This is a genomic window from Oleiphilus messinensis (assembly GCF_002162375.1).
In the GTDB taxonomy this organism is placed as follows: Bacteria; Pseudomonadota; Gammaproteobacteria; order Pseudomonadales; family Oleiphilaceae; genus Oleiphilus; species Oleiphilus messinensis.
Genome location: NZ_CP021425.1, coordinates 3,480,417 through 3,507,060, shown reverse-complemented (window position 1 = coordinate 3,507,060; position 26,644 = coordinate 3,480,417). Strand labels below are relative to the sequence as shown.

The following is a 26,644-nucleotide window of genomic DNA, read 5'->3' as shown; positions in this document are numbered from 1 at the left end:
CGTGAGTACCCGTTACCTCGACGCACTTTTCAACCCCAATTCTATCTGTATTCTTGGCGCATCCGAGCGACCTCAAAATTTAGGCGGGATGGTGCTGCGAAACCTGCTGGCATCGCATTATCCCGGGAAATTGATTGTGATTAATTCTCGAGAATATGAGCAGGTTCACGAGATTCAATGTGTAGCCAAAGTCAGCAAGCTCGATTTTATACCTGATTTGGCCATTGTATGCACACCGCCGGAAACGGTTCCCGGACTGATTAAACAATTGGCCAAAGAGGGGGTCCGCACGGCGATCATTTTAACCGGGGGGCTGTCGAGAACTCACAGCAAAAGTGGCAGGCCTTTGATGTATTCCGTTAAAGAAATCGCCCGCAAATTTGGTATACGAATTTTAGGGCCGAATACCATCGGTTTGATGGTACCTTCCCGTAATATCAATGCTACCTATGCCCATATGAATGTGCTGCCGGGCAAAATCGCTTTTATTGGCCAGTCAGGTACGATTGCCAGCACGGTGATTGACTGGGCATTTGCCCGCGGCGTCGGATTTTCCCATTTTCTGACTTTAGGGGACGGGATTGATATCGACCCGGATGACCTGATCGATTATTTGGCGCAAGACAGAAATACCAAAGCCATTCTTTTGCATTTTGAAACGATTTCCAATCCGGGACGATTTATCTCGTCTGTACGTGCTGCGTCCCGGGGGAAAATTGTGATTGGCGTTAAAAGCGGTCGTGTCCCGGAGTCCCAGTGGGAGCCTGTTGATTTACCCGATGGCATTGTCAACGGGGATGATATTTATGACGCTGTGTTGCGGCGGGCCGGGGTGCTCCGGGTTCAGGGTCTTGATGAGATGTTCGATGCGCTGGAAACCCTCACCCGGATGAAACCGATCAAGCAGGATCATCTGGTGGTATTGTGCAATGGCTTTGGGCCGGGGGTCTTGGCGGTCGATCGTCTTTCTTCGCTGGGCGGCGAGCTTACAGAGCTTTCAGAGAAAAGTCTGACTGCATTTGAGGACATGTTGCCAGCGTACTGGAATCACCGTAATCCGATTGATCTGGATTACAATGCGGGCCCGAAGCGCTATGAGGATGCCCTCGAAATTCTGGAGAAAGATTTTACGGTGTCTAATGTTCTGGTGATGTATGCGCCTTCGCTAACCGAGGACAGTCTGCAAATCGCCGATTCCATAATCCGTAAGACAAGACGATCCCGGCTGAATGTGTTTACCTGCTGGCTGGGCCAGAGCACGATCAGAGAAGCACGGGAAGCGTTTTTTGAGGCGGGTATTCCCACTTTTTCGTCCCCTGAAAAAGCGATTCAGGCATTTATGCACCAGGTCAATCACAATCGAAGCCAGAAGTTGCTGCGTGAGACACCATCGTCCTATACCGATCATACGGTAGATCGTTCCCATGCACGAAAGATTGTGGCGAAAGCGGTACAGAAAGGCTTTAAAACACTGGCCAATGAAAAAGCCCGTCAGATTGTTTCCGATTACGGTATTCCTGTGGTCAAGAGCTGGTATTGCAGTGATGTTGAAGAAGTGGTCAGGGTTTTTAAATCGCTTGGTAAACCCGTCAATGTCACGCTTTTGCATGACCGGGGCAGCTATCCGTTTCTGGAAGAGAAAACCGGACGTGGCCGGTATAAGGCAACGTTAAAGCGGTTGAATGATGAGCAGGCGATTATTGCCTCCTGTAGTTTATTGTTTTCGCAGTATCAGGAACACTTTCCGGAAAGTGCGTTCCTGGGTTATGCCGTGCATGAGAGTCATCAGCATATCGGTGGGTTAGGGTTCAGCCTGGGGATTACCCGTGACCCTGTTTTCGGACCCATTGTTGTGTGTGGAGCAGCAGGGGCCAGTGTCAATGTCATGGCTGATCGTCATCTTTCGTTGCCACCGCTTAATATGGTGCTGGCGCGGGATCTGCTCCGTCAAACGCACATGTATAAACTGCTTAAAGAATACAGCTACCAGCCTGAACAGGACATTCGTGCAGTGTGTGAAACCCTGATTACCATGAGTCAAATGGTGATTGATATTCCGGAGATCAAAGGGCTTGAAATCCTGCCATTGCTGTTCAATCGAGATGGTGTCGTAGCGGTTGATATGTCCGTGGAAATTGCAGCGCCTGTTCGGTTGGCGATTCAGCCTTATCCTGAAGAGCTGAGAGAGTGGACCACTTTACGTTCGGGTCGAAAAGTAGAGCTTCGGCCCATTCGGGGTGAAGATGAGCCTGCCCATGTTCGATTTCACAGTAAATTGTCACCGGAATCGATTCGATTCCGCTTCTTTCACTATCGCAAATCCTTTTCCCACGATGAATTAGCACAAATGGTCCAGATTGACTACGACCGGGAAATGGTTTTCGTCGCAGTCGTCAGTGATGACAGTGCGAGTAAAGACGAGACACTGGGTGTCGTGCGAACCTGGACGGATGCGGATAATCTGCAAGCTGAATTTGCCGTGATTATTCGTGATGATATGAAAGGTGAGGGGCTGGGTCGCTTGCTGATGGATAAGATGGTGGAGTATTGCCGTAGTCGTGGCACTGTGGAAATGATTGGTTCGGTTTTGCCGGAAAATGAACCGATGTTGAAGCTGGCCCGAAAACTTGGCTTCACGGTTGAATTTAATCATGAAGAAGAGGTGATGGATCTGCGCTTGCCGCTGAATAAAACGTCGGACGAATGGCAAAAAGCCAAGCTCGGTATCGCTTGACCGGTGTGGCTACAGATGCCGTCGCAGGTGCGGCATCTGTAGTGATTGATCTAGTACGTTAACACAAGACTGAACTCAAGCGGCTTCGTCGATCAATTTTGAACGGTCTTCCCCGCCCAGAGCTTCCAGCAACTCTGGCAAAAACTCAGCCAGTTCCATGCTCATGATGGCGAAAGTGGCATCAAACTTCTCTGCGGCACCTTCCAGCTCCATTTCGCCGAGTTTATCTTCGACGAAATCACCAAACTTCAGCCGTTTAATCGAGAGGTCTTCATTCAGCACGAATGAGAGGCGCTCGCGCCACTCGATTGCCAGTTTAACCACACGTTTTTCAGCTTTAAGGTGAGTTTGTAGTTCTTCACCCGCGAGATCCATGCCTCTGCAGCGCACGACTGATTTCTCTTCAGACTGGGATTGCAATTCCACTTCGTCGTTCAGTGTGATGTAGGCAGGCAGGTCGCCAGAACCGCTTAACCAGTTTGTCATGGTGTCACTGGGAGCGACGTTGACCTCTGGGAAGCGAACCGGCAAGGAGCCAAGGGTCTTGCGCAGGAAGCTGGTTAACTCATCCGCTTTTTTGGGTGAAGACGCGTTAACGATCAACCATCCTGCTTGGGCATCGATGTAGGCGTAGGTGAACTGTGAGCGTTTGAATGCTCTGGGCAGCAATTCGGTGACAATCTGCTCTTTCAGTTCGTCTTTCTCTTTTTTACGAACTTTCCGGTGTTGTTCGTCCTCGATCAGTTGCACACGCTCATCAAGCGTCTCTTTAATGACTGAAGCAGGTAACAGACGTTCTTCTCTGCAAAGTGAGATCATCCATTGTCCCGCTGTGGCGTGAGCCAGTTGTTGACCGTTTTTACCCAGTGGTGCAGACCAGCCCAGGCGAAAATGTTCATGAGGACCCACTGGTGTTGCTGCATGGCTTGCCAGTGCGGTTTCAAATTCATCCAGAGTCGTTTGGAAAGGTTTGGTAAAGCGGTAGAAGAAAATATTTTTAAATAGCATATAAAGTCTTGATACTAATGTTAAGTGTTGTTTTAAGTCCGAGTGTAATGCCCGAAAACCCGGTTGTCAGTCGTAATCGTATCCAGGATGAGTGATGTCGGGCCTTGCCTGTAATGTTAGAATAGCTTGTTTCAGTGATTTTTCACTAGGTATGTTGGCTATTGTGTAAATGTTAGTCAGTTCTGGTAAATCAATAAGTTATCTTAAATCAAGCTGGCCCTGAGCGAGTACATCATAGCAGGGGCATCAAACAGGTCTAATGTACTGGAGAAGTAAATCTTTATGCAACCGGAAATAATATTGTATACGACTTTAGGCTGTCATTTGTGCGAACAGGCAGAACAGGTCCTGCGTGAAGTTAATCAGCATTTACCCATTCAGTGGACAAAAAAAGACATTGCGGATGACGATCAATTGGTTGAACGGTATGGTATCCGTATACCTGTACTTTATGTGGAAGGCTATGCTGATGATCTAGGTTGGCCATTCGCACCTGATGATCTGATTCGCTGGTTGAAAAGTGACACCAATACAATTGTCGATAGTTCTTTACTCGACAGCGATAACGGCTGACCACTGCTCATCAGTCAACGGTAGAATACTTAAGCGATTCCCTCTTCGGGTTAGCGGCGAGTCAGCGAATGCACTCAGTGATTTTAATTCCGGAAGTGTTATGATTCGTTTAAATTTACTCACGAAACGGACATCGACCGCAAACCATCGTGGCGTAGTAACACTTTTGGGGTCGAAGTTTTCATGTTCACTGTCCAGACTGGTCGGGTCCGGGTAGGCTGCGCTGCAGATCTCCACAATGCCCGCAACACCTGGGGTTTTGCAGCTTGAATGATAGAAAAATGCCTGCTGCCCGGATTGCATCTCATCTCTGATAAAGTTCCTGGCTTGAAAGTTTCGCACACCATCCCAGCATGCCGTTTTATCCGGCTGTTTTAGCAAATCATCAATCCCGAAAACGTCGGGCTCGGATTTCATGATCCAGTAATTCATATCAGATAACGCCTGTGTTAATCAATCGAGTGCAGGGGTACGACACTCAGTGAATAGTGCATTTGTGTAAAATTTCAATAGCCGAATTGTAATAAAAAAGATTGTCGATATAATAGCCGGCGCTGTAAAGAGGAGATTTTTATGACAGAAGAGCAGTTTGCAAACTATTCGACCACCATACTGGTGGGTGCATTGATCTTGTATATGGCATTTATTATTTTTGATCTGGCGAAAAAGTCAAAAGCTGGCAAGTTCGGCATGGCGATATTGTTTATCGGGCTGTTCACCGGGGTAGCGGGCTTTATCATCAAGACCGTTATTGTTGAGACCATGGAAGTTGGTATACAGTTACAGCCAGTCGTTAATTTAATTTCCTGAAGTCTTCAGGCGAGCGGCTTTCATACCGGTACAGCTTTCATTCCGATACAGTTTTTACTCAGGGATCGCTTTTATTCAGGGACAAACAACGTTGTCTTGTTTCTGCCCAGATGCTTTGACTTGTATAGTGCCTGGTCCGCTCGCTCAAGCCAGGCTTTGTAGTTCGGAATGCCGAGCTCCAAAGCACTCACGCCGAGGCTGATTGTAAATCGTATTGTCGTGGTCTCGTAGCGCACGGTCAGTGCCTCAATGGCGGCTCGCAACCGTTCCGCGAAAATCTGTGCGCCTTCGGTGTCTGTATCCACCAGTATCACGCCAAATTCCTCACCGCCATAGCGCCCGGCAATATCTGTTTTTCGCAGGCAGGAGCGCAGTACCTCCGATACCGTTTTGATCACTTCGTCCCCCGCTTGATGCCCGTAAGTATCGTTAACCCGTTTGAAATGATCAATATCGAACATGATCAACGAGCAGGTGTGTTGATAGCGCTGGAATCGATTAAATTCCTTAACCAGACATTCTTCCCAAAATCCCCGGTTAAACAGTTGTGTGAGACGGTCAGTCCGACTCAGGCGTGCTAATTCGGCGTTCGCGCTTTCCAGTGCTTTGCGATTGCTGGCGATATCGGTGACATCATAAATTATAATGCAGATATGGCCGATCTGCCCATCTGCTGACGCCAGGGGGGATATGGTGACATTTTGGTACATAAACGCTTCTGTGCCGGTGATCGGGCGGTAATTTTTGAAGCGCATCAGGTACGGTTTTTGTTCCCAGGCGATAAAAGACCGGTTCTTTAACAGGAAAACGGTTTCCGCCTTTCGTTTAAACCAGTCTTCGTCAATGGATGGGAAGAGTGTAAAAAGGTTTTTATCTTTAACCTGCGTTGGCACCAGTCCACTGTGATTTTCCATAAAACTGTTCCACACCTGGATGTTGTATGCCTTGTCCAATACGACCAGGCCAACATCAATGGTTTGTAGCATGTCCATCAGCCAGTGGAATTCTTTTATGTCCAAATGGGGTTCTGTCATAATGCCGACTCAAATTGCTCCGGGTTTGGTAAACGATTTACGATGCCAGTAGATATGAGGCTTTGCGTTCGAGGCTATCCATGGAGTCCTCAGTAAGTAACAATAGCAGGTCACAAGAGATATCGTAGTTTTCGATCGCATAGGTGATTTCAATTGTCATGGTTTTCTTCCAGCGCCCGGCATTGCTTCTAATCAGCTCCGAAACATTGATATGTTGCCCCAGAATCATCGGATGGCCAACACTGAAAGCAATATCCAGCTGATGTGCAATGCCATTCGTGCAGGCACCGATCAGAATGCTGGCGACCTCCATCAGCAGCTCCAACTCCACCTGGCTGTTGATTTCACCGGTGTAATTAACCAGTTTGGCCATGTCAGTGAAGCTGGAATCACTGAATATCAGGAGTGCTTCTCCCGCTATACCAGATCCGATAAAGCCCTGGCACACAGCGGAATAGGTGTTGTCTTCTGTCGAAATGGAAAGCGCCATTTCCAGCTCACTGACTTCAAGGTAATTGACTTTCGGGATGGGTAGAACAACAAATACGTTCAACAGCCTGGCCAGTAAGTCAGCAGCTTGTCCCATGGCAACATTGGCAAGCTCCTGAACACAATCCCTCAAATCAACCTGACCCATTGACGCGAGTGCCTGGGTGATTTTTTGTTTAGATGGTGACTGTTGCGGGGTGTCTGAGGTGTTTCCTGTACCCGGGCTGCCCTCCGTGCCCGATATTGCCATCGGACTATAGAGACCATAATCCGTGAGGATTTTAGCGACCTGCTCCTTCTCGACTGGCTTTTTGATGAAGTCGATAGCACCAAGCTTTTTAACCCGTTCCCTTGCTTCAGGCTGGATATCCCCGGAAACCACGATAACCATGGTCGGGATATCCTGTTTACAGATGGCTTCCAGCACAGCATAGCCATCCATTACCGGCATATTCAGGTCAAGAAAAAGAATATCACCTTTGCCCGCTTTAAGGGCTTTCAAGCCGTCCTCTCCATGTTCAGCAAATGATATATCGACATCCCAATTGTCCGGTAGCGATCGTGCCATCTGTTTGCGTGCCACAGTGGAATCATCGCAAATCAGGACTGGAGTAGTCATAGTCGGGTAGCTCTATTTTTAGCAGTTTTAAAAAAGTTTATACGGTTTGCTGTTCTCCGTATGGTTAAGCAAGCAGTTTGATCGGCTCAACGTTTTGCTTCTCGCCGCGCAGCCGATGTCGTAAAGTCTTTGATATTCAAATCAGGTGAAAAGTTTATAGGACGATATTCGTTGTCCAGGCCATCAGCTAAGTACCTTTGAGACTTCAGGTCATAGGTCAATGACAGCGTAGTCCAAACTGTGGGGACTTCGTAGTAGTTTATCGTGTGTGCTTCTGAGACTCTCCACAACTTATCATCAGAGTTATATTCCTCCGTGAGCAGGATGTGCCAGCTGTCCTCATCAAAGTAGAGTCGTCTCTTTGCGTAAACGTGACCTATTCCTTCACGAAGCACACCCTCTACAACCCAGACACGATGGAGCTCATAACGGGTCAGTTCCTGGTTGATGTGTTTGGGGCGGACGATGTCTGCAAGCTTCAGGTCACCACTGTGGAGCTTGTAGGCATTGTAGGGAACATAAATTTCCTTTTTACCCAGCAGTTCCCATGTGTATTGTACCGGTGCGCCATTATACATATCTTCCTGATCGACGGTTCTCAAGCTGGCACCGTTCGGGAAGTCTGTTCCGTAGGCCAGATTTGGAGAGCGGCGCAGGCGGCGTGTCCCTGCTTCGTAGCGCCACGCTTTTCTTGGCGACCGAATTTGATCCAGAGTCTCATGTACCAGATTCAATGTTCCAGCCAGTTTTGCCGGAGCCATGATTTTGATGCGGAGATAGAAAATTTTGTTGTCAATGTCGGCAAGTTCCATCCCCGGTTGGCTGTAGGTAAAGTAATACTCGTAGTCCATGATGGTCGGGGTGAATGAGCCATCCTGTGTCGGGGTGACAAAGGCAGCACGGGATTCTGCTTGCTCGCCACGAAATCTGAGCGTGTGATTCCAGATGACCTCTACGCCGTTCTCGGGAATTGGGAAAGGGCTGGTCGCAATCGTATTTTTTACACCGTTGCCATGCTCCAGTAAAATTGCTGCTGTGGCATTTTCTTTTAGTTTCTTGTAGATCCAGTCCGGATAGGACGCTGAGCGGTGGGTTTTATATACGGGAATAAAGTAGCCCGGATCATACTGCTTCAATAGTGCAATTTGTCCGGGAGTCAGGTGCTCGGCATATTCCTTGTAATTTTGTGCTGTGATCGTAAACAGCGTTGTTTCGCCAGGAAATGGGGAAGGGTGGAAGTCACCAACTTTATAACCGGCAGGAGGCTCGGTGATACCGCCTGTCCAAGCAGGAATAGTGCCTGCAGCATTGCCCACTGCGAGTGCGCCGGTCGGGGTTAAATCTGAACCCAGGCGCTTCGCTTCCTGTTCACTTACCTTAGCGACTGCACTCGATGCGCAGGCAATTGTTAAACTCAAAGTTAAGTTTCTAACCAAGCCTGGAAATCTGGTGTTCAACTCACCCTCCCATTACAACTGTTTGATTTATTGTCGAGTAAATTATTATTTTGGATAACCGGATGGGCCTGCAGATACGTTAATGAAATGCTACGCCACTCAAACCGGATTGTTATTATTTGATCAGTTTCGCTGTGTCTACGTTCGCTATTGCTAAGCCTGTTTCAGCAATAATCGTAACTGAATGATACTTTAACTTAACTGAATGATAGTATAGTTTCGGCCTTTGTGCTGTATTTTTAACATTAAGACGTGGCATAAATTTATGTGTCCTGTATGATTTAGATATGGGCATCTTTACATTTTGATGTCAGATCATGAATGATGAAGAGGAGTAAAATTGGTTGACACCAACTTTATGGCAGCGATATACCAATGAAAAATCGTACTTTTGTCGTCTCCAGATTGACATGTTGTCCGGTTTTTTGTCCGGTGATGCAAAAGCAGGAGGGGGAGAACCTCAGCTCCAGGCTTTGGCACATTCAACTACATTGCTGTTATTTGAAGCCTGGCGTGGGTTGATTAACGAAATTGCAGCCGGGCTGAAAGTACCGAAGCGGCATTATGAAACACTAGAACAAATCCGACGTGAATTGAGCCACGACTTTTCTGAAATAACGTTTTTGCTGGAGCTTGCTTCATGCCCCGGTTCGTGGGTTAATGAAGTGGTTTTTCTCCATGGACAGGTTACTAGCCCAGCGTCTCGGAAACCATCGGATGGCGGGTTGGAAGTGGATAGCGAATTGCAATCCAGTCTAATCGCAACGAGTGCAAGTATGGGCGTGGCGGGCACGAACTCTGTAGACACGCCTCAAAACTTTAATGATTGGCGGGATCGTTTGCAAACGGCCTTAGCCGAATTGAATCGCCATAAGCAGCAACTCAGAGAAAACAATCAAGAATATTGATTCTTCGTTGGGAGTCGTTTTCTTCGAATGTTATCACTTACAGTACCCGGACAAGTGTGCAGTTAAGTCGTCGCGGTCCGGGGCCGAATACAGGGGATATATTATGTCAGCATCTTATCTTGAAATTGTAGAGCTTCCAAATGGTGACTTTGCGCTTCAGAAAGTTGATGATTCTGGCGAGAAGCTTGTTACCATTTCCTTTTCTAAGGAAGCAAAAGACTTTTTACGTGAAAATGATGTTATGGTAGCAAAAGAAATGATTAACGCGGGAATCCAGGCTGTTGGTGCATTGTCCCGTGAAATGGCCGAGATAGAGGAACAGTCTTCGGAGAGCCACACTGTTCACTGAGCCTTTTGATACGAGTCTGTTGATCTAGGCAGAAGGAAGCGTTAGTGAGCGCATAGCGCCGACAAATGTTATCTTTGAGCGGTTTGTGACCGTAGATTCAAACAAGATAACATTTTTCGGTGGTGCTAATCGCTAATAATAGCGTTAGAGCAATTTCAAAGCAGCACAAAATTCAAGAGCGTCGGATAACACCAACTCCCAGTCCTTCAATAACCAGCGGCGCGCTCGTCAGGTCAACTTCAATCGGGTCGAACTCTTCATTTTCTGCGATGAGCAGTACTTTGTTACCTTCTTTTTTGAAACGTTTAACGGTTACGTCTTCTTCCAGTCGAGCGACTACTATCTGGCCGTTCCGAGCCTCCTGGGTTCGGTGTACTGCCAATAAATCGCCGTCAAGAATACCAGCATCTTTCATACTGGTGCCTTTTACTCGAAGGAAGTAATCTGCTTTAGGATTGAAAAACTCTGGTGGCACCTGACAATAGTCTTCAATGTTCTCAGTCGCGAGTATCGGGTTACCGGCCGCGACCTGTCCGACAATGGGAATGCCTTGAGTTTCTTCCTCAGCGGGCAACCGAATCCCGCGACTGCGGCCACGCACCAACTCAATTGCGCCTTTCCGGGCCAGTGCTTTCACATGTTCTTCAGCAGCATTTGCCGATTTGAAGCCGAGTTCAGTCGCTATTTCAGCTCGAGTTGGCGGGTATCCCGTTTCTTCAATTTTACCTCGAATGAGTTCAAGAACTTCGGACTGGCGTTTGGTTAGTTTAATCATAAGACTTCACTCTTCTGTCTTTAATCTTAGCGCGTTGCAGCGTTTCCCTGAATGATTCGTTCAGTACCCTGTTGGCTTGAAATTTAATCCTGTGGTAGCAAAACCGTGATAAAAGAGTGTTTTGCCTGGCTAACAAGCGGGTTGTCAAAGTACTGAATCAATATACAGATAGTGAGAATATATACAGTATGGCGCTTTGTGTAAAGTACTGATTTTAAGAGGAAGATAAGATTGTAGTTTTGTCTGTTTCTGGTTTCGGTTGTTTTTGATGTCCAGTCCCATGCTGGTACTTTGATACCGCCGCAGCTACTATTCTATTCAAGCAAAACGGCAATTCGAGTCAAACCACGTTTCCGTCCGGGCTGTCAGGGGAGTTCAATCTTTTATTGCACAGCTGTACACTTGGTCCGGAACCTGGATCTAGCAAACGCTAATGGCTTTGGTGTGGAGTGTGGAGTGTGGCGTTCAGTTTGGGCTCAAGCTGTCAGGCTATTTTGATTAATACGTTATCGTGTAATCTGGGCGGGTGCTCAGATGATGTCTAAGGAGATGTGAAATTGTTGTGGCTGGACAAGAAAATAGTCCGTACTGCTTGTATTGTGGTGACAGCACTGTTGATGGTGCCAGGCGGAATCCGTTCCGCACTCGCAGATGAACCCGCACAGGATATCCGGGTGGTCGTCGACGCATCTGTCTCGATTGCTGGTCATGATCCTTATAATGTTCGGGAAATGCTGGTTAAGTCCTTGGGTACGTTGATGCTCGATGATAATGACTATTTCGGTGTGTGGACTTTCGGGCGTTATGTGGATATGCCGGTTAAATACGGTAAGCTCTTGCATCTTGATCGCCAGTCAATTTTGAAACCTGATTATCTCAGAGCAACTGCAACGATTCGAAATGTTCGGGATGCACTGGAGAGGGTGGCGTTTATCAATCGAGCCGAGCCGGGTCTTGAGACTCATATTGTGCTGATCGTGGATGGTCCTGTAGCAACGTCCAGTCCGATTAAAGATGCATTGCTCGAAGACTATATTATCAAGAACATCGCGCCTGCTCTTCGGAGTAAATCGATACGGGTCAATATCCTGCAGTTCGAAAACGAAGGCGAACTTTTCTACCAGAAGCTGGCACGGATTACCGGTGGTCAATACCTCACTTTAAAAGATAAACGTAATAAGCCTTTTGATGCGCTGCGTTTTGTCTCGGACATGACCGGAACAGCGGTTGAACTGGCGGCAAATAATCACTTTGCGATCACCATACCAAATGAGCAAGTTGGTGTCATTATTCCAAATACCCGTCCGGACGGAGCAAAAATACTCCATCCTGATGGCTGGGTTTTAACCCCGAAAGATTCGCCCAATACGATTAACTGGGCAACGATGCCGGGTAATGCCGTTGTGGAAATAACGCCTGATGCAACTGCGGGTGAAAAAGAAGTTTCGTTCTGGACGATTGAGGGTGTGGGTGGGTTTCCGCCAATTGTTATTGGGCATCCTGCAGCATTTATTGCTGGAGTTGAGCCGAATCAGAAAGAATTAATTGCCCGTCGCCAAGAAAACCGGCCGCTCAAGGACGTGGTTAAGAAGACCACGAGACAAGCACCTCCGCCTGGATTTAATCCGTTTGAAGATGCCATGTTTGGGAGTGATGAGTTTGCCAGCGCGAACTGGTACAAGGGCGTAATCGGGCTTGAAGGGCGTTACTTCTTCCAGGAGGGGTACCGACAACAAGACAACGCCAATGTTTCTGTCCGTTTGCAACCGGAGATCGATTACCTCTCGGAATCCGGGAACGACCTCTTTGAATTGACGCTGTTTGGTCGTTGGGATCAAAATGATGAAAACAGAACCCACTTTGATGTTCGAGATCTCCTCTGGACCCATGTTGGTACAGGCTGGGAGACCAAACTGGGTGTTGGGCGTGTGTTTTGGGGAGTGACCGAATCACAACATCTCGTCGATATTGTCAATCAGACAGATTGGGTTGAACATCCGGATGGCGAAGATAAGCTTGGTCAGCCGATGTTCAAACTCGGACTGGAGTTAGGGTGGGGTAATCTGGATCTTTTCGCTTTACCTTATTTCCGTGAACGAACTTACCCTGATGTAGATGGCCGGTTCGGCCCGATTTTACCGATCGATACTGACAACGCAATCTATGCCCATGATGATGAAGAATGGCATACTGATTTTGCGGTCCGTTACTTTAATTACATCGGTCAGTTTGAGTTTGCCTTTTCCTATTTCAGCGGTACCGGACGTGAACCCGAGTTGCGTTTCAATGGAAATCTGCAGAACCCCCAATTGATCCCGGTATATCACACCATCGATCAAGCCGGACTTGAAGCGCAATATGTTTACGAATCATTGCTATTAAAGTTTGAAGGGATCACCCGGAGTGGATCAGGGGATCGCTATTCGGCATTAACTACCGGCTTTGAGTACACGCAAGTCGGCTTGTTTGGCTCTTTGACGGATTTGGGGTGGGTTGTTGAGTATTTGTTCGATGATCGCGGTGACCGCGGGCCATCGATATTTGAAAATGACTGGTTCGTCGGCTGGCGCTGGACGATGAATGATGAAGCCTCCCTTGAAGCGCTCATTGGGGGCATCTGGGATCCTGAAACGAATGAAGTGATGTACTCTATTGAGGCCAGTAGGCGGATGGGTAAACGATTCAAGATGACCCTGGAGGGCAGTATTTTCTCCGGTGGGCATGCTGTACCGGATGATTTACCCGGAATGTTGCAATCTTTGGCAGCACCATCACCCGACTACAAACTTACACCCTTGCGCAAGGATGATTATGTGCAACTGGAGCTGAGTTATTATTTTTAGTTCAGCGCCAATTACAGTTCAGATAAAGACTCGGGCTTGACCGAGTCGTTTAAAGCGTTGCAAAACCGGGAAATTCCTGTTGTTCAGTCACTTCCTCATGTAATGCTTCCACTTCAGCGAGTTCCGGACCTGTCGCACACCACTGCATCAGTCTTTCCACTGCAGTGGCGCTGCCACAGGCGACCACTTCAACATTGCCATTTGCCAGGTTTTTAGCGTAACCGGTAATATCGAGTTGTTGGGCTTGTCGTTGGGTGGAAACCCGAAACCACACACCTTGTACTTTTCCTTTCACGATGAATTTTCTGCAGATGTAACCGTCTGTTTCGATCATTTTTTCTCTCCTAAATCCCTTTGTTTTCTATTGAGTCATCAGGCTATTCTGATAAATCCGGGCTACACTAATAGACAAAACAAGAATGGAATGATAATGCCACTCAAGCTAACAGAAAAAATTGCTTTTCGACAGGTGAAAATGGCGGTGCTGGTTGCCTGCGGGCTGGGTATCCTTATTAGTCTGGCGCAAATTGCCTACGATTATATTATCCGGCAGCATGAGCTTGAAGCCACGCTGGGGTCGATTATTCAAACCGCGTCGGCGCCAGCTGCAGAAGCGGTCTGGAATCTGGACCGGATTGGAGCCGTGCGTATTATCGAAGGGTTGTTCACCTATCCACAAATCACTGAAGTCAAACTGGTTTCAGACGGAGGGGAGGTTGTCGCGACCGAGAAAAAAGACCCTTTGATCAGTGATTTTCGCTGGGCGACAGCCATGTTATTTGGTGAGCGGTCTGAAATCGAGATCCCGCTGTATGGTGCAAACCCCGAGAAGCAACGTTTGGTCGGGATGATGGTGATTTATTCGGATCCTCATCTTGACGGTGTCGCATTTCTCAAGCGTTCGGTTATTGTTTTATGTGCCGGGGTGGTCAAGAATACCTTATTGGCGCTTCTGCTTTTTTTACTTTTCTACCGTTCATTGACGCTACCGGCGACTAAATTGCTACGCTTCCTTGATTCGTTAGAGTTCTCTCACCCGATTGAAAAGAAAGTTAATAGTGATGATGGGCTTTATGGCGAGTTTAAACTTCTGGCTGTCGAACTGAATCGGCTCATTGATTCATCCAACTCCAGTTTGCTCATGCGCGACGAAATACAAACCCGTATAAACTCAATGAATGTTGAATTGGAACAAAGGGTTAGAAAACGCACCGAGGAAATTATGGCGCTTAAGGCTAAAGCCGATGAAGCCAATGCCGGGAAAAGCCAGTTTCTGGCAACCATGAGCCATGAAATCAGAACGCCCCTTGATGCCATCGTGGGGTTAAGTGAATTGGTCAAGTCGAACCCGAATTCACCAAAAGTCAGCCAGTACATGAATGATATCCATGTTGCTTCCAATTCACTGCTGGGTGTGTTGGACGATATTCTCGACTTTTCCAAAGCGGAAACCAATGAGCTTGATCTGAATCCTATTCCTTGTCGTCTGCAGTCGTTGGTACCGGAATTGAATTCGGTGTTTGCGCAAAAGTTTGAGGAGAAAGGGATTGCCTTCGACATTGAAGTCGATCCATTTTTGCCTACTTGTGTTCGAACAGATCCGCTGCGCTTTAAACAAATCGTATTTAACCTGGTATCAAATGCCCTGAAGTTTACATTTAATGGACAGGTCAAGGTTTCGATCATGCTTCAGGAAGAAAACATTATCGACTCGGAGGCTTATGTGCTGGTCAGTGTGTCCGATACCGGTGTTGGTATAGCGCCGGAGATTGTGGATATGCTTTTTGCCCCGTTTGTAAGCCTTGGTGAGGGCAGTGAATCCGGGCTGCCGCGAAGCACGGGGCTTGGTTTGGCGCTTTCGAATCATTTAGCCAAACTCATGCAAGGGGATATCAGAGTGGAAAGTCGGGTCGGGCAAGGTACGGTATTTACGTTTAGAGCCAAACTTCCTGTACTCGAGGATCTCTCTCTGGTATCCAGTAATGAAGTTCCCCTGACAACGCAGACGTTAGCGGCTGATATTTCCAACCGAAGAATTTTACTGGTTGATGATCTGGAGGTTAATCGGGTTATCGTTGAGGATTTCCTGCTTTCCATGGGGATGCAGGTAGAAATTGCTTCAGACGGGCATGAGGCGGTCGAAAAAGTGCGTCAGGATAATTTCAATCTTGTTTTAATGGATGTTCATATGCCTGTATTGGACGGCTATGCGGCAGCCTATCGAATTCGCAATGAATTGGGGGATCGCAATCTTCCAATTGTAGCGCTCACCGCGAATGTCCAGGAGCAGGTAAAAGAAAAATGCCTGCAAGCGGGAATGAATGATTTTATTGCCAAGCCGGTCAAACAGGAAGAACTTCTGGAGAAGGTGCTGTTTTGGACCAGTTCTCCCTATCATGCCAAAGCCCTGGCCAGTAGTGGTGCGGTTAATACGCCCTGATTATCTGTGCTAGTGGAAGTCCCTCGATTTCAATTTCCAGGATGCCTGTTCACTAATATGCTGTAAACAGGTATTCAGGTTGATCATGCGTCCGGCAATGATGTGAATGATATCGCCCTCTCTCTCCAGCAGACCTGAAACCTGCATTAATTGTGATGTTAAAAGTGCTTTTCTCTGGGCTCGGGCTGTTGCAAGCCACACGACAACATTAATGCTGCCCGCTTCATCTTCCAATGTCATAAAGGTGACCCCGGTAGCCGTTCCCGGTCGTTGACGCCCGACAACGAGCCCAACAACATGGACGAGGGTTTTATGAGGGACATTCAAGAGTTCCCGGGATGATTTGCAATGTTTGAAAAAACCCTTTTGTTTGAGTATTGCCAGAGGGTGTTTTCCCAAAGTCAGGCCAAGGCTGGTGTAGTCTTCAAGTATATTTTCCCCTTCGGACGGGGCAGGTAAACAATAATTAGCAACCTGATTATTCGTCAGACTGTTGTGGCTGTCACTGGAGGTGCTGTCTCTGGAGGTGTTGCAGGCGGGCTGCAGTGCCATAGGCTTGTGGTGTTCCAGTATATCCCAGCGGGCTTGATAACGGTGACCGCTGAGTATTTGAAAAGCTCCGGCGCTTGCGAGTTTTTCCAGGTCATGTGAGGATAGCCCGGAGTGTTTATGGATTGAAGACAATGACGGATAGCCTGTATCAGGACGGTTTTGTATCAGGTGTTTTACGGCTTCCTGGGGCAAGCCCTTGACTAAACGCATACCGAGGCGAATCGCTGGCTGGCCATGGGCATTCTTTAAACCCGGTACCAGATGGTGATCCCAATGACTGCTGTTAATCTCGACAGGCAATACGATGACATCGTGTCGTATTGCATCCTGAACCAGTTGTGATGGTGAGTAAAAACCCATTGGCTGGCTGTTCAGCAGGCCACAGCAAAAGGCTGCGGGTTCGTAATATTTCAACCATGATGAGGTGTATACCAGCAGGGCGAAGCTGGCTGCATGGGATTCCGGGAAGCCATATTCTCCGAACCCGCTAATCTGGTTGCATATACGTTGGGCAAAATCGGCAGAGTGACCGCGCGCTGTCATACCTTCAATGAGTTTTTGCTGAAACGGTTTGAGTTTTCCATTGCGTTTCCAGTTAGCCATGGCACGTCTTAATTGATCTGCCTCTCCGGCACTAAAACCTGCGGCAACCATGGCGAGTTTGATGACCTGTTCCTGAAAGATTGGAACACCCAGCGTGCGCTCCAGTGTTTCTTTTATTTCTGCAGTGGGGTAGGTCGGGGTTTCAAGGCCGCTTCTGCGTCGGAGGTAAGGGTGTACCATATCGCCCTGAATGGGGCCCGGACGGACAATGGCGACTTGAATCACCAGATCATAGTAACAGGCTGGTTTCAGGCGTGGCAGCATATTGGATTGAGCCCGCGATTCGACCTGGAAAACACCAATGTTATCGGCTTTTTGTAACATCAGATAGACTTCCGGGTCTTCCGCCGGAATATCGCCAAGGCAAGTGGGAAAGCCTTTATAGGCATGGGTATAATCGATGGCTTTGCGAATTGCACTCAACATGCCCAAGGCCAGAACATCCACTTTCAACAGGCCTAATGCTTCCAGATCGTCTTTGTCCCATTGGATAATCGTACGTTCAGGCATCGCGGCATTTTCTACAGGAACCAGCCGGTCCAGGTTGTCGGCGGCGATAACAAAACCGCCAACATGTTGAGACAAGTGGCGGGGAAAACCGACGAGTTGTTTTACCAATTCGACAAGATGATCACCGGGTGTCGGAGCGCTATCTTGGTCTTGTTGCAGGGTGCCGATTGCAAGGGCCTGACGTAACTGATCCGACCAGTGAGGGGTTTTATCCCGCCAGTCTATGGCGCGTACCAACTGATCCAGGTAAGCCAAGTCCAGACCGAGTGCTTTCCCGACATCCCGAATAGCACTTTTGCCCCGATAAGTTACGACACTTGCTGCCAGCGCCGCGCGGTGACGTCCATAGCGTTGATAAATGTATTGGATGACTTCTTCCCGGCGCTCGTGTTCAAAGTCGACATCAATATCCGGAGGTTCATTGCGTTCTTTGGAGATAAAGCGTTCAAACAGTAAATGAATCTTGGTGGGATCAACTTCGGTAATACCGAGACAATAGCACACCACAGAGTTCGCGGCTGATCCACGCCCCTGACACAGAATGCCTTGACGTTTAGCGAAGGCAACGATGTCATAAATGGTGAGGAAATAATGTTCATAGTGCAGCGCCTGAATCAGCTGCAGTTCTTTATCGATAAGCGCTTTGATTGGTTTCGGTGTGTGCTCGCCAAAACGTTGCAGCTCTCCGGTACTGACCAACTGGTGCAGATATTGGGTGGGCGTTAAGGTTTCCGGTACCAGATCTTTGGGGTATTCGTAGCGAAGCTCATCAAGGCTAAAGTGACATAGGGCTGCAATTTTCGTTGTTTCACGGCGCCATGCTTCCGGATAAATTTTTTCCAGTTTTGTCAGGCTGCGCAGATATTTCTCATAATTTGCATGCAGCTTTTTGCCAGCCTGTTGTAAGGTGGCTCCAAGCCGTGTTGCGGTCAGGACATCCTGTAAGGGCTTTCGCCCAGGGATATGCATGTGCACATCGCCAGCACAAGCAATCGGGGTTTGGGTTGCCTCGGACAGTTTGCTCAGATTATGCAGATAAATATGGTCTTTGTTATCCAGAAAGCGTTCGGCCAGCAACCAGCTACGCCCTTTGAAAGCGTTCTGAAACTTTATATTTGTAAAAGGACAGTTATTTGTAAAAGGACTGTTATCTGTAAAAGGTCCATCGAGTTTCTGCGAGCAGGGGTAGGGCGGAGACCAGAGCAGTAGATTGCGCTTTATGGTGTCCATCAACATTTGACTGTCGGCCTGATATTCGCCTTTCGAAGCGGCTCTGCGGGCCAGGGTAATGAAGCGACAAAGCTCTGCATAACCCTCCCGGTCTGTGACCAGGATAATAAATGTCCCGTTGTAATCTTGCAGGCAAAGTTCTGTGCCAATCAGGAGCTGGAGTGGCTGCCTGTTTTCCTGTTGCCTCTGTTTTAATGCCGCGTGGGCTCTGACCACACCGGCAAGTGTGCATTCATCGGTAATTGCCAGTCCTTTGTAGCCGAGGGTGATGGCCTGTTCAACCAGTTCTTCCGGGTGTGAGGCCCCGCGTAAAAACGAGAAATTGGTCAGGCAGTGTAACTCAACATAATCCATATAAGTCGAGCCCACAATCAGGAAAACCATCCGTGTACATACCAGAAACCGGATGAGTCTCGAAAAATCCATCCGATTGCCCCCTCTGGAAAGCGGGCAACATAATAGTCCCGGTTGACAGGGGCGGTTGTCCACCAATTACTATAGATTCGCTCCGGGCCCAGGATAATCTCCAGGCCATGTTGTTTCAGGTCAACAATTTGTTCAGCATAGTTTGGGGCGCTTTTGGTATTGGTGTCTTGTCCGCAGCGCTTGAGTCCGAGAACTGAATTCAGGCTTTGCGGGGTTGGCAATAACCAGGGAGGGCGCGGTGGTGAAAGGGGATAGTTATCGCCGGAAAGCAGGGGGGATGGCTTAAAGGTGTGGTAGGCTTGTTCGACATGTGCAAATTCCGGTCGATGGTCGTTTTGTGTTTGTATCCGGTGAATGTTTTCTTTACCGAGACGAATACCAAGCCGGGCAATAAACTGTCGAGCCTCTTCCGGGGTGTTGCCCTGTTCGAACAAGTCGTGTTGATCCGAGCTGTGCGCGATCAAGTGGTCCACCCGTATTCGTATACCGGTTATCGGGGCGGTGAGTTTTATCTGTTCCAGTTTGAGTATGCCAAGTTGTAGCAGTACTGTGTGCTGCGTTTCTGGCTGGGCGGTATGGATTTCGATTTGCGTTGCAGGCCTATCCCGGTGTTCCAGATTGATCCGTATACACTCAATGGCAAAAGCCCCCAGATACAAGTATTGCTGTAAATCCTGTAACAGTCGATTCAGCGGAAAACGAAGGGCGCCGTTGTGTTCTACCTCACTAACCAGTTCAAGGTGGCGATCAAAGTAAGCCGGTGGGGTGTAATAGCGTTGAGGATCCGGGCTGACCCCCAGGATTTTATCGAGTTGCTGGCGGACTTCCGGGCCAAAGCGGTGGTTGATTTCGGTCACAGGTATATGGATTAATTGCTGTACGTTATGCAACCCCATTCTGAGCATTGTCTCCGCACACTTCCCGGGCAGCTCACAGTCCGTTAAATGACATTGCTGAATCAGTAATTGGATTGTGTCGCGGTCTTCCGTGAGCCTTCCCTGTTGAGTTCGTGCCAGTAGCCGGGCGCCTTTTGGGCTATGTGCGATGGCCATATGATGGTTCAGCTCCTGTTCCTGAAAATATTGGCCCAGGTGAGACCAGATGTTTTCGCTGCCCTGGTGTAGTTTTTTCAGGCTGCCGATTTCCAGTAATAAACCATCCGGGGGAAAAATGGCGACTTGAGGGCAGTAGTAATACAGGCACTGAGCCAGTGCTTGCAATTCATGCAGGCACCTCTCCGGACTAAACTCGGCATAGTGAAGCTTCGGGTTCAGTGCTATTGCAGTATGTAGTGCCTGGTTTGCTTCAATGCCGTGCTCTTTGGCTTCTTTATTGGCCATAAGAACCTGATGGCCCGCTTTTTGTGGCGAGTGCTCAACAATAACCATTGCTTGCTGGTGAGTTTGGCCTCGACTGTACAGATCCAGAGCAAGGGTGGGAAAGTGGGCATATAACCAAAGCATTGAGTACTCCAAAACTATTTCAATCAAAACCGCGTCAGCTAGCACTGCGCCAGTTCTGAAACAGGGTAGGTCGTCAACGTCAGCTGTTGTGGGGAAAGCAAGGGCCAGGCGCCCCGCCGTTTTAAAATTTTTACGCTAATATTGAAATTGCGTGTCATCTCCAGGGTATTTGTACTGTTACATGAACGGGGTGGTTTTGTTGGGCATATTTCGATCCTGACCGGACAGGGTGAAGGGTTCTGTGCGTGAATGGACGGGCGTAATAAAAAACCCTGGCTTTTCCCGGTAATGGCGGCCAGGTGCAAGCGCTTCAGTTGTGCCGTACTCAGATGCTGGTTCGGCCATCCCAGTACCACGCTGCAGGCACCGCTTTTCAGGCCTTGTTCTATCGTCCAAAGCTGTTCATGTGGGCGGCAATGTACAACCAGTACGTTGCGGTAATCGACCATATGGAAGTCCAGGCCGGGCGCGTAGGGAATGTAAGGCGGCGAAACCCAAAGTATCCAGCGTTTCTCTTGTATGGCTTTTAATCGGGGCAAAAGAAGCTGAATGCCGGTTTCCTGTAGCTTGTTGGTAAAGCGTATTTCATCTGAGCCTGGGGTAAGTAACTCAAACACGCCATATTGTGGCCACCCATTACCAGGCAGAAGCGCATCCAGATCCCTGATGCCGGTACTCACACAGGATTGGGGCGTCTCGGTATTGGAGCCCCGCCAGAGCGTGGTATTGTCCAAGAGTTGGCGGATTGATGTGGGCTCTTCATGCTTGTTCAGGGCTTTTTTATCCCGATCTGTTTGAGCCAATATTTGAGGTAGAGTGTGTGCTTCCAAGTTCATAAACACCATTTATACTGTTTATATATACAGTATATTATGGTGTTTATGACTCGAGGTCAAAAAAATTAAATACGATAATCACTCCGTGATTTACAGGAATTGAGTAAACTGTATTTTGTATTTGGCGTTTATATAGAGAATTAAAAAGGAGCGCTGATCCATCAGCGCCGAGTGAATAGATGACTTCTCAGCAAGAGAACGAAAATGAAAGGCCTGTTACCTTGCTTTACAAAAATCAGTATAGATAACGGATTGAGGGAGATTTATATCCTTTTGCGCTTAATAACAGGAGCATTACAACTGGGTTCCAAAATTGGTTTTGAGGCAAGTGGTTAGTTTAATAAGCTGACCTAAACTTCAACTAAAATGCTGAACTTATTGAAATATGTTAAAAATGGTCAAAAATTAAACAGTCTTAGTAAGGGGAAGGAATGAAAATGAAATTTATAGTCAAAAGTGTTCTATTGGTTCTACTGACAATCAGTGTTAATGCTGCGGCAAAAACTGCGTTGAATGGTGAAGTTATCGATAATCTGATTGCCTCAATGAAAGAAATTCAGGTGTGGGCGGATAAAAACAAAAATCGCATGAATTACAAAGATGATGATATGAGCGATATGAGTGCGGATAAAATCATTGCGGAAATCAAGGCCATGAATGCCTATGGAGAAGTGGAAGATATTGTCGAAAAGCACAACTTTGATTCAGTAGAGGACTGGGCTGATGTGATGACCCGTACGATGAAAGCACTGATGGCTAACGCAATGCAAATGAGTGGTGGGTTTCAGGATCAAATGCAGCAACAAATGCAGCAGATGATGAATGATCCGAACATCTCTGAGCAGCAAAAACAGGCCATGAAGCAAATGATGGAGAACATCAAGCCCATGCAAACAATGGAAAATATGGCCAATGGCGCAGATCCAGCGGATATTGAAGCGATAAAACCGCATATGAACAAATTACAGGCGTTGGCTGAAGACGGCCAATAACGGTATATACGTGCTGTGCACCAGGATTTGTTATGCATTAACAAACCCTGGTGCCGGAAAATAAGCCTGATCGGCTTTTAAGTTAAGCCACTTTTTACGTTAAGCCACCTTGCGTGGTGCGCCACTCGCTCCTGAACTTCGTTTTTGCGTTAATCCCCGCTGTTGGCATGCAGAATCAATCATGGCAAGTAGTTGTTGAAAATCATCGCAGTCCGCTTCCGGACTGAATCGCCGTAATACAAGCTCTTCAAGCAATAAAAGCTGCGCATCGGTTAAGGTACTAAAGTCGAGTAGGTGAAGCTGTTGTAAGGATGATGGTAGCACGGTAATGATTCCTGATCTTGGGTTGTAGTTATTTTTCCTCAAATAGCTTTCAGCAGGTCGGAAAGACATAACCAGAACCTGCTTTTGAAGCTAAGACAACTTTATAGTCAACAGGAAAAAACCAGGCAATAATTTAGATCAAAAAATGTTCACTTTGTCGGGGTTCTACGGATATTTCACTCTAGCAACCGCTAACCTGGAGGAAGATATAGCGTGCAGGTTAACGCAATTCACTCCACAAAAAATGCTATGGATGATATTGAAGTTTTTTATAACACAAACCGCAGTTGGTTGCGGTCAAGTAATCCTGGGAGTGTGCGTGGTCTGTATTCATTTTTTGGGAACTTTGTACCCGAGCGAATAGCTTACAATGTAGGTTGGATTGAATATTCGAATGGCTGGAATTATATTTCTGGAAGCGATGCAAATATTGCATTTTCCGAAACTGCAGCCCATGAAATCGGGCATGAGATTTTATCTGCCTATGGCGGTGATAAATATTCATACAGCCATAAAGGTAGCTCGTCAATTCTCACTCAAAAAACTAAAACGTCAGCTAATGGTGGAGTAACTTACCCGAGTCAAGGGGGGATTGACCTTATGAAATACTACAACGGACGACGCCCCTATAATTTTTATTCCAGAGTTTTTGCGAGTGAGCAAGATGTAAAGTCACTAATTTGGCTAGCGAGTGTTAGATTTGATGGTTAATAATTTACTATGTATTTTTCTACTTATAGCGTTATATGGCTGTAATGTTGATACTCATCGTGAGTTAGATATTCAGTATCCAGCCAAGTTGGTGATTAAAAATCAAACACAACATTTGATAGCACTGGATGGGATTTATAGTAGTAAAGAGGCAAAATCTCCTTTTCTGCTAAAGGGCGAAAAGCTATCTGCAGCGGAGAATTTTGAAACTCGAATTTCGCTCCCTGTATTTGATGACATCAATAACGGGAATATGTGGTTGGAGGGCCAGTGTGGTTCTCATTCTGAGTGGAAAAAGAAGGCTTCAAAACTAAGCAAAAATGTAATTCAAAGTGATTTATGGGTCATAGTTCTGACGATCAACAGCTGTGGTGCGGAATAAGGTTGTATATTTTAAGCTGCGGTGACCCTAGGAACCTTAACCTTGTGAACTTGGCAATTTAACATTGGTTTACAACAGAATTGTTAAATTTCTTATCAAGTGCTTGCTGTTGACGTTAATTTCGTCTAAAAATAGTATCAAATAGTCACGATAAATCTGTAATCAGAATAAAAAGATCAATTTCAGTAGCTCGAGTGGCACTTTTAAGCTTGAGGCGTGCGTGCTGGGTCTGGGCGCGGATACTGAATGCGTAAAGCAGAGGGTCTATCCGAGGGGCGTTTATATGTTCATTTTAAACCAAACCACCGTGTATTATCTTAAGCGTCTTGCCAGCCATGCCAGGGCAAAATACAAGCGACGATTTCGATTGACGGATGAAAATGAAGTCATTGACTTGTTGGTCTTTTCATCCCAGTCCCATGATATAGAAACCAAAAGGGATTTTATGTTGTTCTATATCAATTGTCCCGAGGAATTTCGGGATCAACTGGAAGAAACCTATTCCATTTTCCCGCCGATTAAAAATATGGTACATATTGCCAAGGCGGTCTGAGTTTGCAAATTAGACTGACATAAAAAAACCGGTGCATTTCACCGGTTTTTTTATGTCTGATTGACCGTTGAATAAACTCAGGGCAATAGTACGTATGCAATGCCTGCTAAAGCAGCACCAATAACGACAACTGCAAGTGCCATCAGCATGGTGTTGTTCGATTTGTGTTGTGGTGCCGTTTGCGTTTCCCAGTTGCTTCCTGACCGGCCCTCGGATGTCTGACGTGCAGCTCCTGATCTTGAAACGGTCGCCGCTGCCGGATCAGCCGGAGGAGGGGCAGGCTGTTGAGTTTGGGCTTTTTTGCGGGCTTGTTCCTGGCGGGCCTGCTCAAGTTGGGGTTTGAAGTCTTTTACCTGCCGGATAATTGTTTTGTTCGGATCATGTTGCGGGCCTTTCACGGTGAATGTCAGAACATCAAACTTGAGTTTGTCGCCATCCTGAAGTGTGGCTTCTGTCACCCGTCGGCCATTTACATAGGTACCGTTTGCTGATTCCAGGTCACGCACCACCAGTTTTCCGCCTTGAATCGAAAGCTCTGCATGGCGCCGGGACAAATATTCTACAGGGATATTGATCTCGCAGGTTGATTCCCGTCCGATGACCATGGTGCCCTGAATATCGAATTGCTGACTGTTCATCCAGCTTGCTGTTGCGACTACTTTCCATTCACTTTCTGCATTGTGCAGTGCAGTCGGTGTCTCTTCTCCAACGCCGGGGTGTGGTTTGATGACTTCCAACTCGACATTGCCGAGTTTAATGACGTCACCGGCTTTGAGTGTGGCGCTGTCATCTATCTTCTGATCGTTAACGAATGTCCCGCCTAATGAACCGATATCCCGAATCGTTAAACTCCCATTTAGCTGGGATATCTCGGCGTGTTTGTCACTGATCTCAGGGGCATTAATGACAAGACTGTTGTTGCCATTACGGCCAATCGTAAAGGTCTCGTCTGCCAGCCATACTGGCTCCTGCCTGCGGTCTCTAAATTGCAGCTTGAGCATTCACTGAACCTGTCTGTTGAGTTTGAATATTCTGAGATGAATTGCGGGTCGGTTCATCGTAATCGTATTGGATGTCACCACGCACTACACAGAGTATAGTCCCGTCTGTTGCAAAAGTTGAAGAAAATGCCGAAAAAATGTTACGGAACCCCATGATTTATGCACAAAAAATACGAAGGTTTTGTTTTCCAGCCGGGGATCAAAATGCATGCCCTTAACAAATACTTAACAAATAGGTAAATAACTTTATGTTGCCTATACTGAGAGTTAGCAATGAAATGTAATGGATGTTTGTAATGATTGAATCAGCTGCCTTGTCTGATATTGGTAAAGTTCGCAAAGCTAATGAAGATTTTTTCTCGGAAAACCAGGAAATGGGGCTGTGGATTGTTGCCGATGGCGTAGGCGGTAATGGTCATGGTGATGTTGCCAGTCAAGTAGTCGTTCAAACCGTTGAGCGCAGGGTTCGGCAGGGGCGTTCTGTGCAGGAAGCGATTATGGATGCACATGATACATTGCATAAAGTGGCTGAGGCTGACCCGGATTATAGTGGCATGGCGACGACGGTTGTTGTGTGTCGACTGCAGGATAATATTTATGAAATATCATGGGTGGGAGACAGTCGGGCCTATCTGTGGAATGGTAGCGTCCTTTATCGACTGACGAAAGATCACAATTATGCTCAGCAAATGGTGGAAGATAACGAATTACAGCCAGAGGAGGCATTCCGGCATCCCATGCGCCACTTACTGATGCATGCGGTTGGCAGTGGTGAACCTGAGTTGTTGCGCATTGACACGATTTCGGGCTCACTGGAGGCGAATGATACCTTGTTATTATGCACGGACGGTTTATGTGGTGAAGTGTCTGACGGGGAAATGAAGGCAGTTCTGCAAGACGCGGATAAATCGATCAAGGAAAAATGCAGCATCTTGTTGAATAAAGCCTTGGATGCGGGGGGCGGTGACAATATCACCCTGACGCTCCTCAAATTCTTGGTCAACAGATCCTGAATATGAAGC

24 protein-coding genes are annotated in these 26,644 nt (G+C 47.3%); 12 read left to right on the top strand and 12 right to left on the bottom strand.

Going from position 1 to position 26,644, the window contains the following annotated elements; all coding sequences use genetic code 11:
* Nucleotide 1: 1 nt before the first annotated feature.
* Nucleotides 2–2,734 carry a bifunctional acetate--CoA ligase family protein/GNAT family N-acetyltransferase gene (locus OLMES_RS15315; protein ID WP_087462068.1) on the top strand — a complete coding sequence of 911 codons (2,733 nt, stop codon included), beginning with the start codon at nt 2–4 and terminating at the stop codon, nt 2,732–2,734.
* Between the two features lie 75 nt (nt 2,735–2,809).
* On the opposite strand, the gene rdgC is transcribed toward OLMES_RS15315, so the two are convergent.
* Nucleotides 2,810–3,742, bottom strand: a complete 933-nt coding sequence (gene rdgC, locus OLMES_RS15310) for a recombination-associated protein RdgC (protein WP_087462067.1) — start codon at nt 3,740–3,742, stop codon at nt 2,810–2,812.
* 282 nt (nt 3,743–4,024) lie between these two features.
* On the opposite strand from rdgC, the gene OLMES_RS15305 reads away from it, so the two are divergent.
* A complete protein-coding gene (locus OLMES_RS15305; RefSeq protein WP_087462066.1) occupies nt 4,025–4,315 on the top strand; it encodes a glutaredoxin family protein in 291 nt (96 codons plus the stop codon).
* Here OLMES_RS15305 and OLMES_RS15300 read toward each other — a convergent pair.
* Nucleotides 4,292–4,747, bottom strand: a complete 456-nt coding sequence (locus OLMES_RS15300; RefSeq protein ID WP_087462065.1) for an EVE domain-containing protein — start codon at nt 4,745–4,747, stop codon at nt 4,292–4,294. The two genes, OLMES_RS15305 and OLMES_RS15300, sit on opposite strands and share 24 nt — an antisense overlap.
* Before the next feature lie 141 nt (nt 4,748–4,888).
* On the opposite strand from OLMES_RS15300, the gene OLMES_RS15295 reads away from it, so the two are divergent.
* The gene (locus tag OLMES_RS15295) at nt 4,889–5,125 is read left to right on the top strand and encodes a DUF2788 domain-containing protein (RefSeq protein ID WP_087462064.1); all 237 of its coding nucleotides are present in this window, start codon (nt 4,889–4,891) and stop codon (nt 5,123–5,125) included.
* Nucleotides 5,126–5,196: 71 nt separating this feature from the next.
* Here the strand turns inward: OLMES_RS15295 and OLMES_RS15290 are convergent, their stop codons facing one another.
* The 3 genes from OLMES_RS15290 to OLMES_RS15280 form a co-directional block, all read right to left on the bottom strand.
* Complete coding sequence (locus OLMES_RS15290; protein WP_087462063.1) at nt 5,197–6,159, bottom strand: sensor domain-containing diguanylate cyclase; 963 nt, start codon at nt 6,157–6,159, stop codon at nt 5,197–5,199.
* A 37-nt stretch (nt 6,160–6,196) separates the two neighbouring features.
* The gene (locus OLMES_RS15285) at nt 6,197–7,267 is read right to left on the bottom strand and encodes a response regulator (protein WP_087462062.1); all 1,071 of its coding nucleotides are present in this window, start codon (nt 7,265–7,267) and stop codon (nt 6,197–6,199) included.
* An 86-nt stretch (nt 7,268–7,353) separates the two neighbouring features.
* Nucleotides 7,354–8,685: a DUF1329 domain-containing protein gene (locus OLMES_RS15280; RefSeq protein ID WP_232465121.1), complete on the bottom strand. Its 1,332-nt coding sequence runs from the start codon at nt 8,683–8,685 to the stop codon at nt 7,354–7,356.
* Nucleotides 8,686–9,068: 383 nt separating this feature from the next.
* Here OLMES_RS15280 and OLMES_RS15275 point away from each other — a divergent pair, with 383 nt between their 5' ends.
* Nucleotides 9,069–9,632, top strand: coding sequence for a DUF6586 family protein (locus tag OLMES_RS15275; protein ID WP_157678331.1), 564 nt, complete (start codon nt 9,069–9,071; stop codon nt 9,630–9,632).
* 103 nt (nt 9,633–9,735) lie between these two features.
* Nucleotides 9,736–9,981 carry a hypothetical protein gene (locus OLMES_RS15270; protein ID WP_087462059.1) on the top strand — a complete coding sequence of 82 codons (246 nt, stop codon included), beginning with the start codon at nt 9,736–9,738 and terminating at the stop codon, nt 9,979–9,981.
* Between the two features lie 172 nt (nt 9,982–10,153).
* Here the strand turns inward: OLMES_RS15270 and lexA are convergent, their stop codons facing one another.
* The gene (gene lexA / locus OLMES_RS15265; protein WP_087462058.1) at nt 10,154–10,756 is read right to left on the bottom strand and encodes a transcriptional repressor LexA; all 603 of its coding nucleotides are present in this window, start codon (nt 10,754–10,756) and stop codon (nt 10,154–10,156) included.
* A 551-nt stretch (nt 10,757–11,307) separates the two neighbouring features.
* Here lexA and OLMES_RS15260 point away from each other — a divergent pair.
* Nucleotides 11,308–13,599 carry a vWA domain-containing protein gene (locus OLMES_RS15260; RefSeq protein WP_087462057.1) on the top strand — a complete coding sequence of 764 codons (2,292 nt, stop codon included), beginning with the start codon at nt 11,308–11,310 and terminating at the stop codon, nt 13,597–13,599.
* A gap of 49 nt (nt 13,600–13,648) precedes the next feature.
* Here OLMES_RS15260 and yccX read toward each other — a convergent pair whose 3' ends face one another.
* Nucleotides 13,649–13,933: an acylphosphatase gene (gene yccX / locus OLMES_RS15255; protein WP_087462056.1), complete on the bottom strand. Its 285-nt coding sequence runs from the start codon at nt 13,931–13,933 to the stop codon at nt 13,649–13,651.
* 96 nt (nt 13,934–14,029) lie between these two features.
* On the opposite strand from yccX, the gene OLMES_RS15250 reads away from it, so the two are divergent.
* On the top strand, nt 14,030–16,039 hold the full coding sequence (locus tag OLMES_RS15250) for a response regulator (protein WP_198342994.1): 2,010 nt from the start codon (nt 14,030–14,032) through the stop codon (nt 16,037–16,039).
* A 9-nt stretch (nt 16,040–16,048) separates the two neighbouring features.
* Here OLMES_RS15250 and OLMES_RS15245 read toward each other — a convergent pair whose 3' ends face one another.
* Genes OLMES_RS15245 through OLMES_RS15235 form a run of 3 tightly spaced genes read right to left on the bottom strand, consistent with a single transcriptional unit; the run spans nt 16,049 to nt 21,653 of the window.
* Nucleotides 16,049–19,360: an error-prone DNA polymerase gene (locus OLMES_RS15245; protein WP_332454904.1), complete on the bottom strand. Its 3,312-nt coding sequence runs from the start codon at nt 19,358–19,360 to the stop codon at nt 16,049–16,051.
* Nucleotides 19,306–20,823, bottom strand: a complete 1,518-nt coding sequence (locus tag OLMES_RS15240) for a Y-family DNA polymerase (protein WP_087462054.1) — start codon at nt 20,821–20,823, stop codon at nt 19,306–19,308. Before OLMES_RS15240 ends, OLMES_RS15245 begins: the two co-directional genes overlap by 55 nt.
* Nucleotides 20,824–20,861: 38 nt before the next feature.
* Nucleotides 20,862–21,653, bottom strand: a complete 792-nt coding sequence (locus OLMES_RS15235; RefSeq protein WP_198342993.1) for an ImuA family protein — start codon at nt 21,651–21,653, stop codon at nt 20,862–20,864.
* Nucleotides 21,654–22,096: 443 nt separating this feature from the next.
* Here OLMES_RS15235 and OLMES_RS15230 point away from each other — a divergent pair, with 443 nt between their 5' ends.
* Nucleotides 22,097–22,651, top strand: a complete 555-nt coding sequence (locus tag OLMES_RS15230; protein WP_157678330.1) for a hypothetical protein — start codon at nt 22,097–22,099, stop codon at nt 22,649–22,651.
* 99 nt (nt 22,652–22,750) lie between these two features.
* Here OLMES_RS15230 and OLMES_RS15225 read toward each other — a convergent pair whose 3' ends face one another.
* On the bottom strand, nt 22,751–23,044 hold the full coding sequence (locus tag OLMES_RS15225; RefSeq protein ID WP_087462051.1) for a hypothetical protein: 294 nt from the start codon (nt 23,042–23,044) through the stop codon (nt 22,751–22,753).
* Nucleotides 23,045–23,188: 144 nt separating this feature from the next.
* Here OLMES_RS15225 and OLMES_RS15220 point away from each other — a divergent pair, with 144 nt between their 5' ends.
* The 3 genes from OLMES_RS15220 to OLMES_RS15210 all read left to right on the top strand — a co-directional run bounded on the left by OLMES_RS15220 (nt 23,189) and on the right by OLMES_RS15210 (nt 24,621).
* Complete coding sequence (locus tag OLMES_RS15220; RefSeq protein WP_087462050.1) at nt 23,189–23,686, top strand: hypothetical protein; 498 nt, start codon at nt 23,189–23,191, stop codon at nt 23,684–23,686.
* The gene (locus tag OLMES_RS15215; protein ID WP_087462049.1) at nt 23,679–24,068 is read left to right on the top strand and encodes a hypothetical protein; all 390 of its coding nucleotides are present in this window, start codon (nt 23,679–23,681) and stop codon (nt 24,066–24,068) included. Before OLMES_RS15220 ends, OLMES_RS15215 begins: the two co-directional genes overlap by 8 nt.
* Before the next feature lie 283 nt (nt 24,069–24,351).
* The gene (locus OLMES_RS15210) at nt 24,352–24,621 is read left to right on the top strand and encodes a hypothetical protein (RefSeq protein ID WP_087462048.1); all 270 of its coding nucleotides are present in this window, start codon (nt 24,352–24,354) and stop codon (nt 24,619–24,621) included.
* Nucleotides 24,622–24,698: 77 nt separating this feature from the next.
* On the opposite strand, the gene OLMES_RS15205 is transcribed toward OLMES_RS15210, so the two are convergent.
* On the bottom strand, nt 24,699–25,622 hold the full coding sequence (locus OLMES_RS15205) for an FHA domain-containing protein (protein WP_087462047.1): 924 nt from the start codon (nt 25,620–25,622) through the stop codon (nt 24,699–24,701).
* Between the two features lie 296 nt (nt 25,623–25,918).
* On the opposite strand from OLMES_RS15205, the gene OLMES_RS15200 reads away from it, so the two are divergent.
* Nucleotides 25,919–26,635: a PP2C family protein-serine/threonine phosphatase gene (locus tag OLMES_RS15200; protein WP_157678329.1), complete on the top strand. Its 717-nt coding sequence runs from the start codon at nt 25,919–25,921 to the stop codon at nt 26,633–26,635.
* The last annotated feature ends 9 nt before the right edge of the window (nt 26,636–26,644 follow it).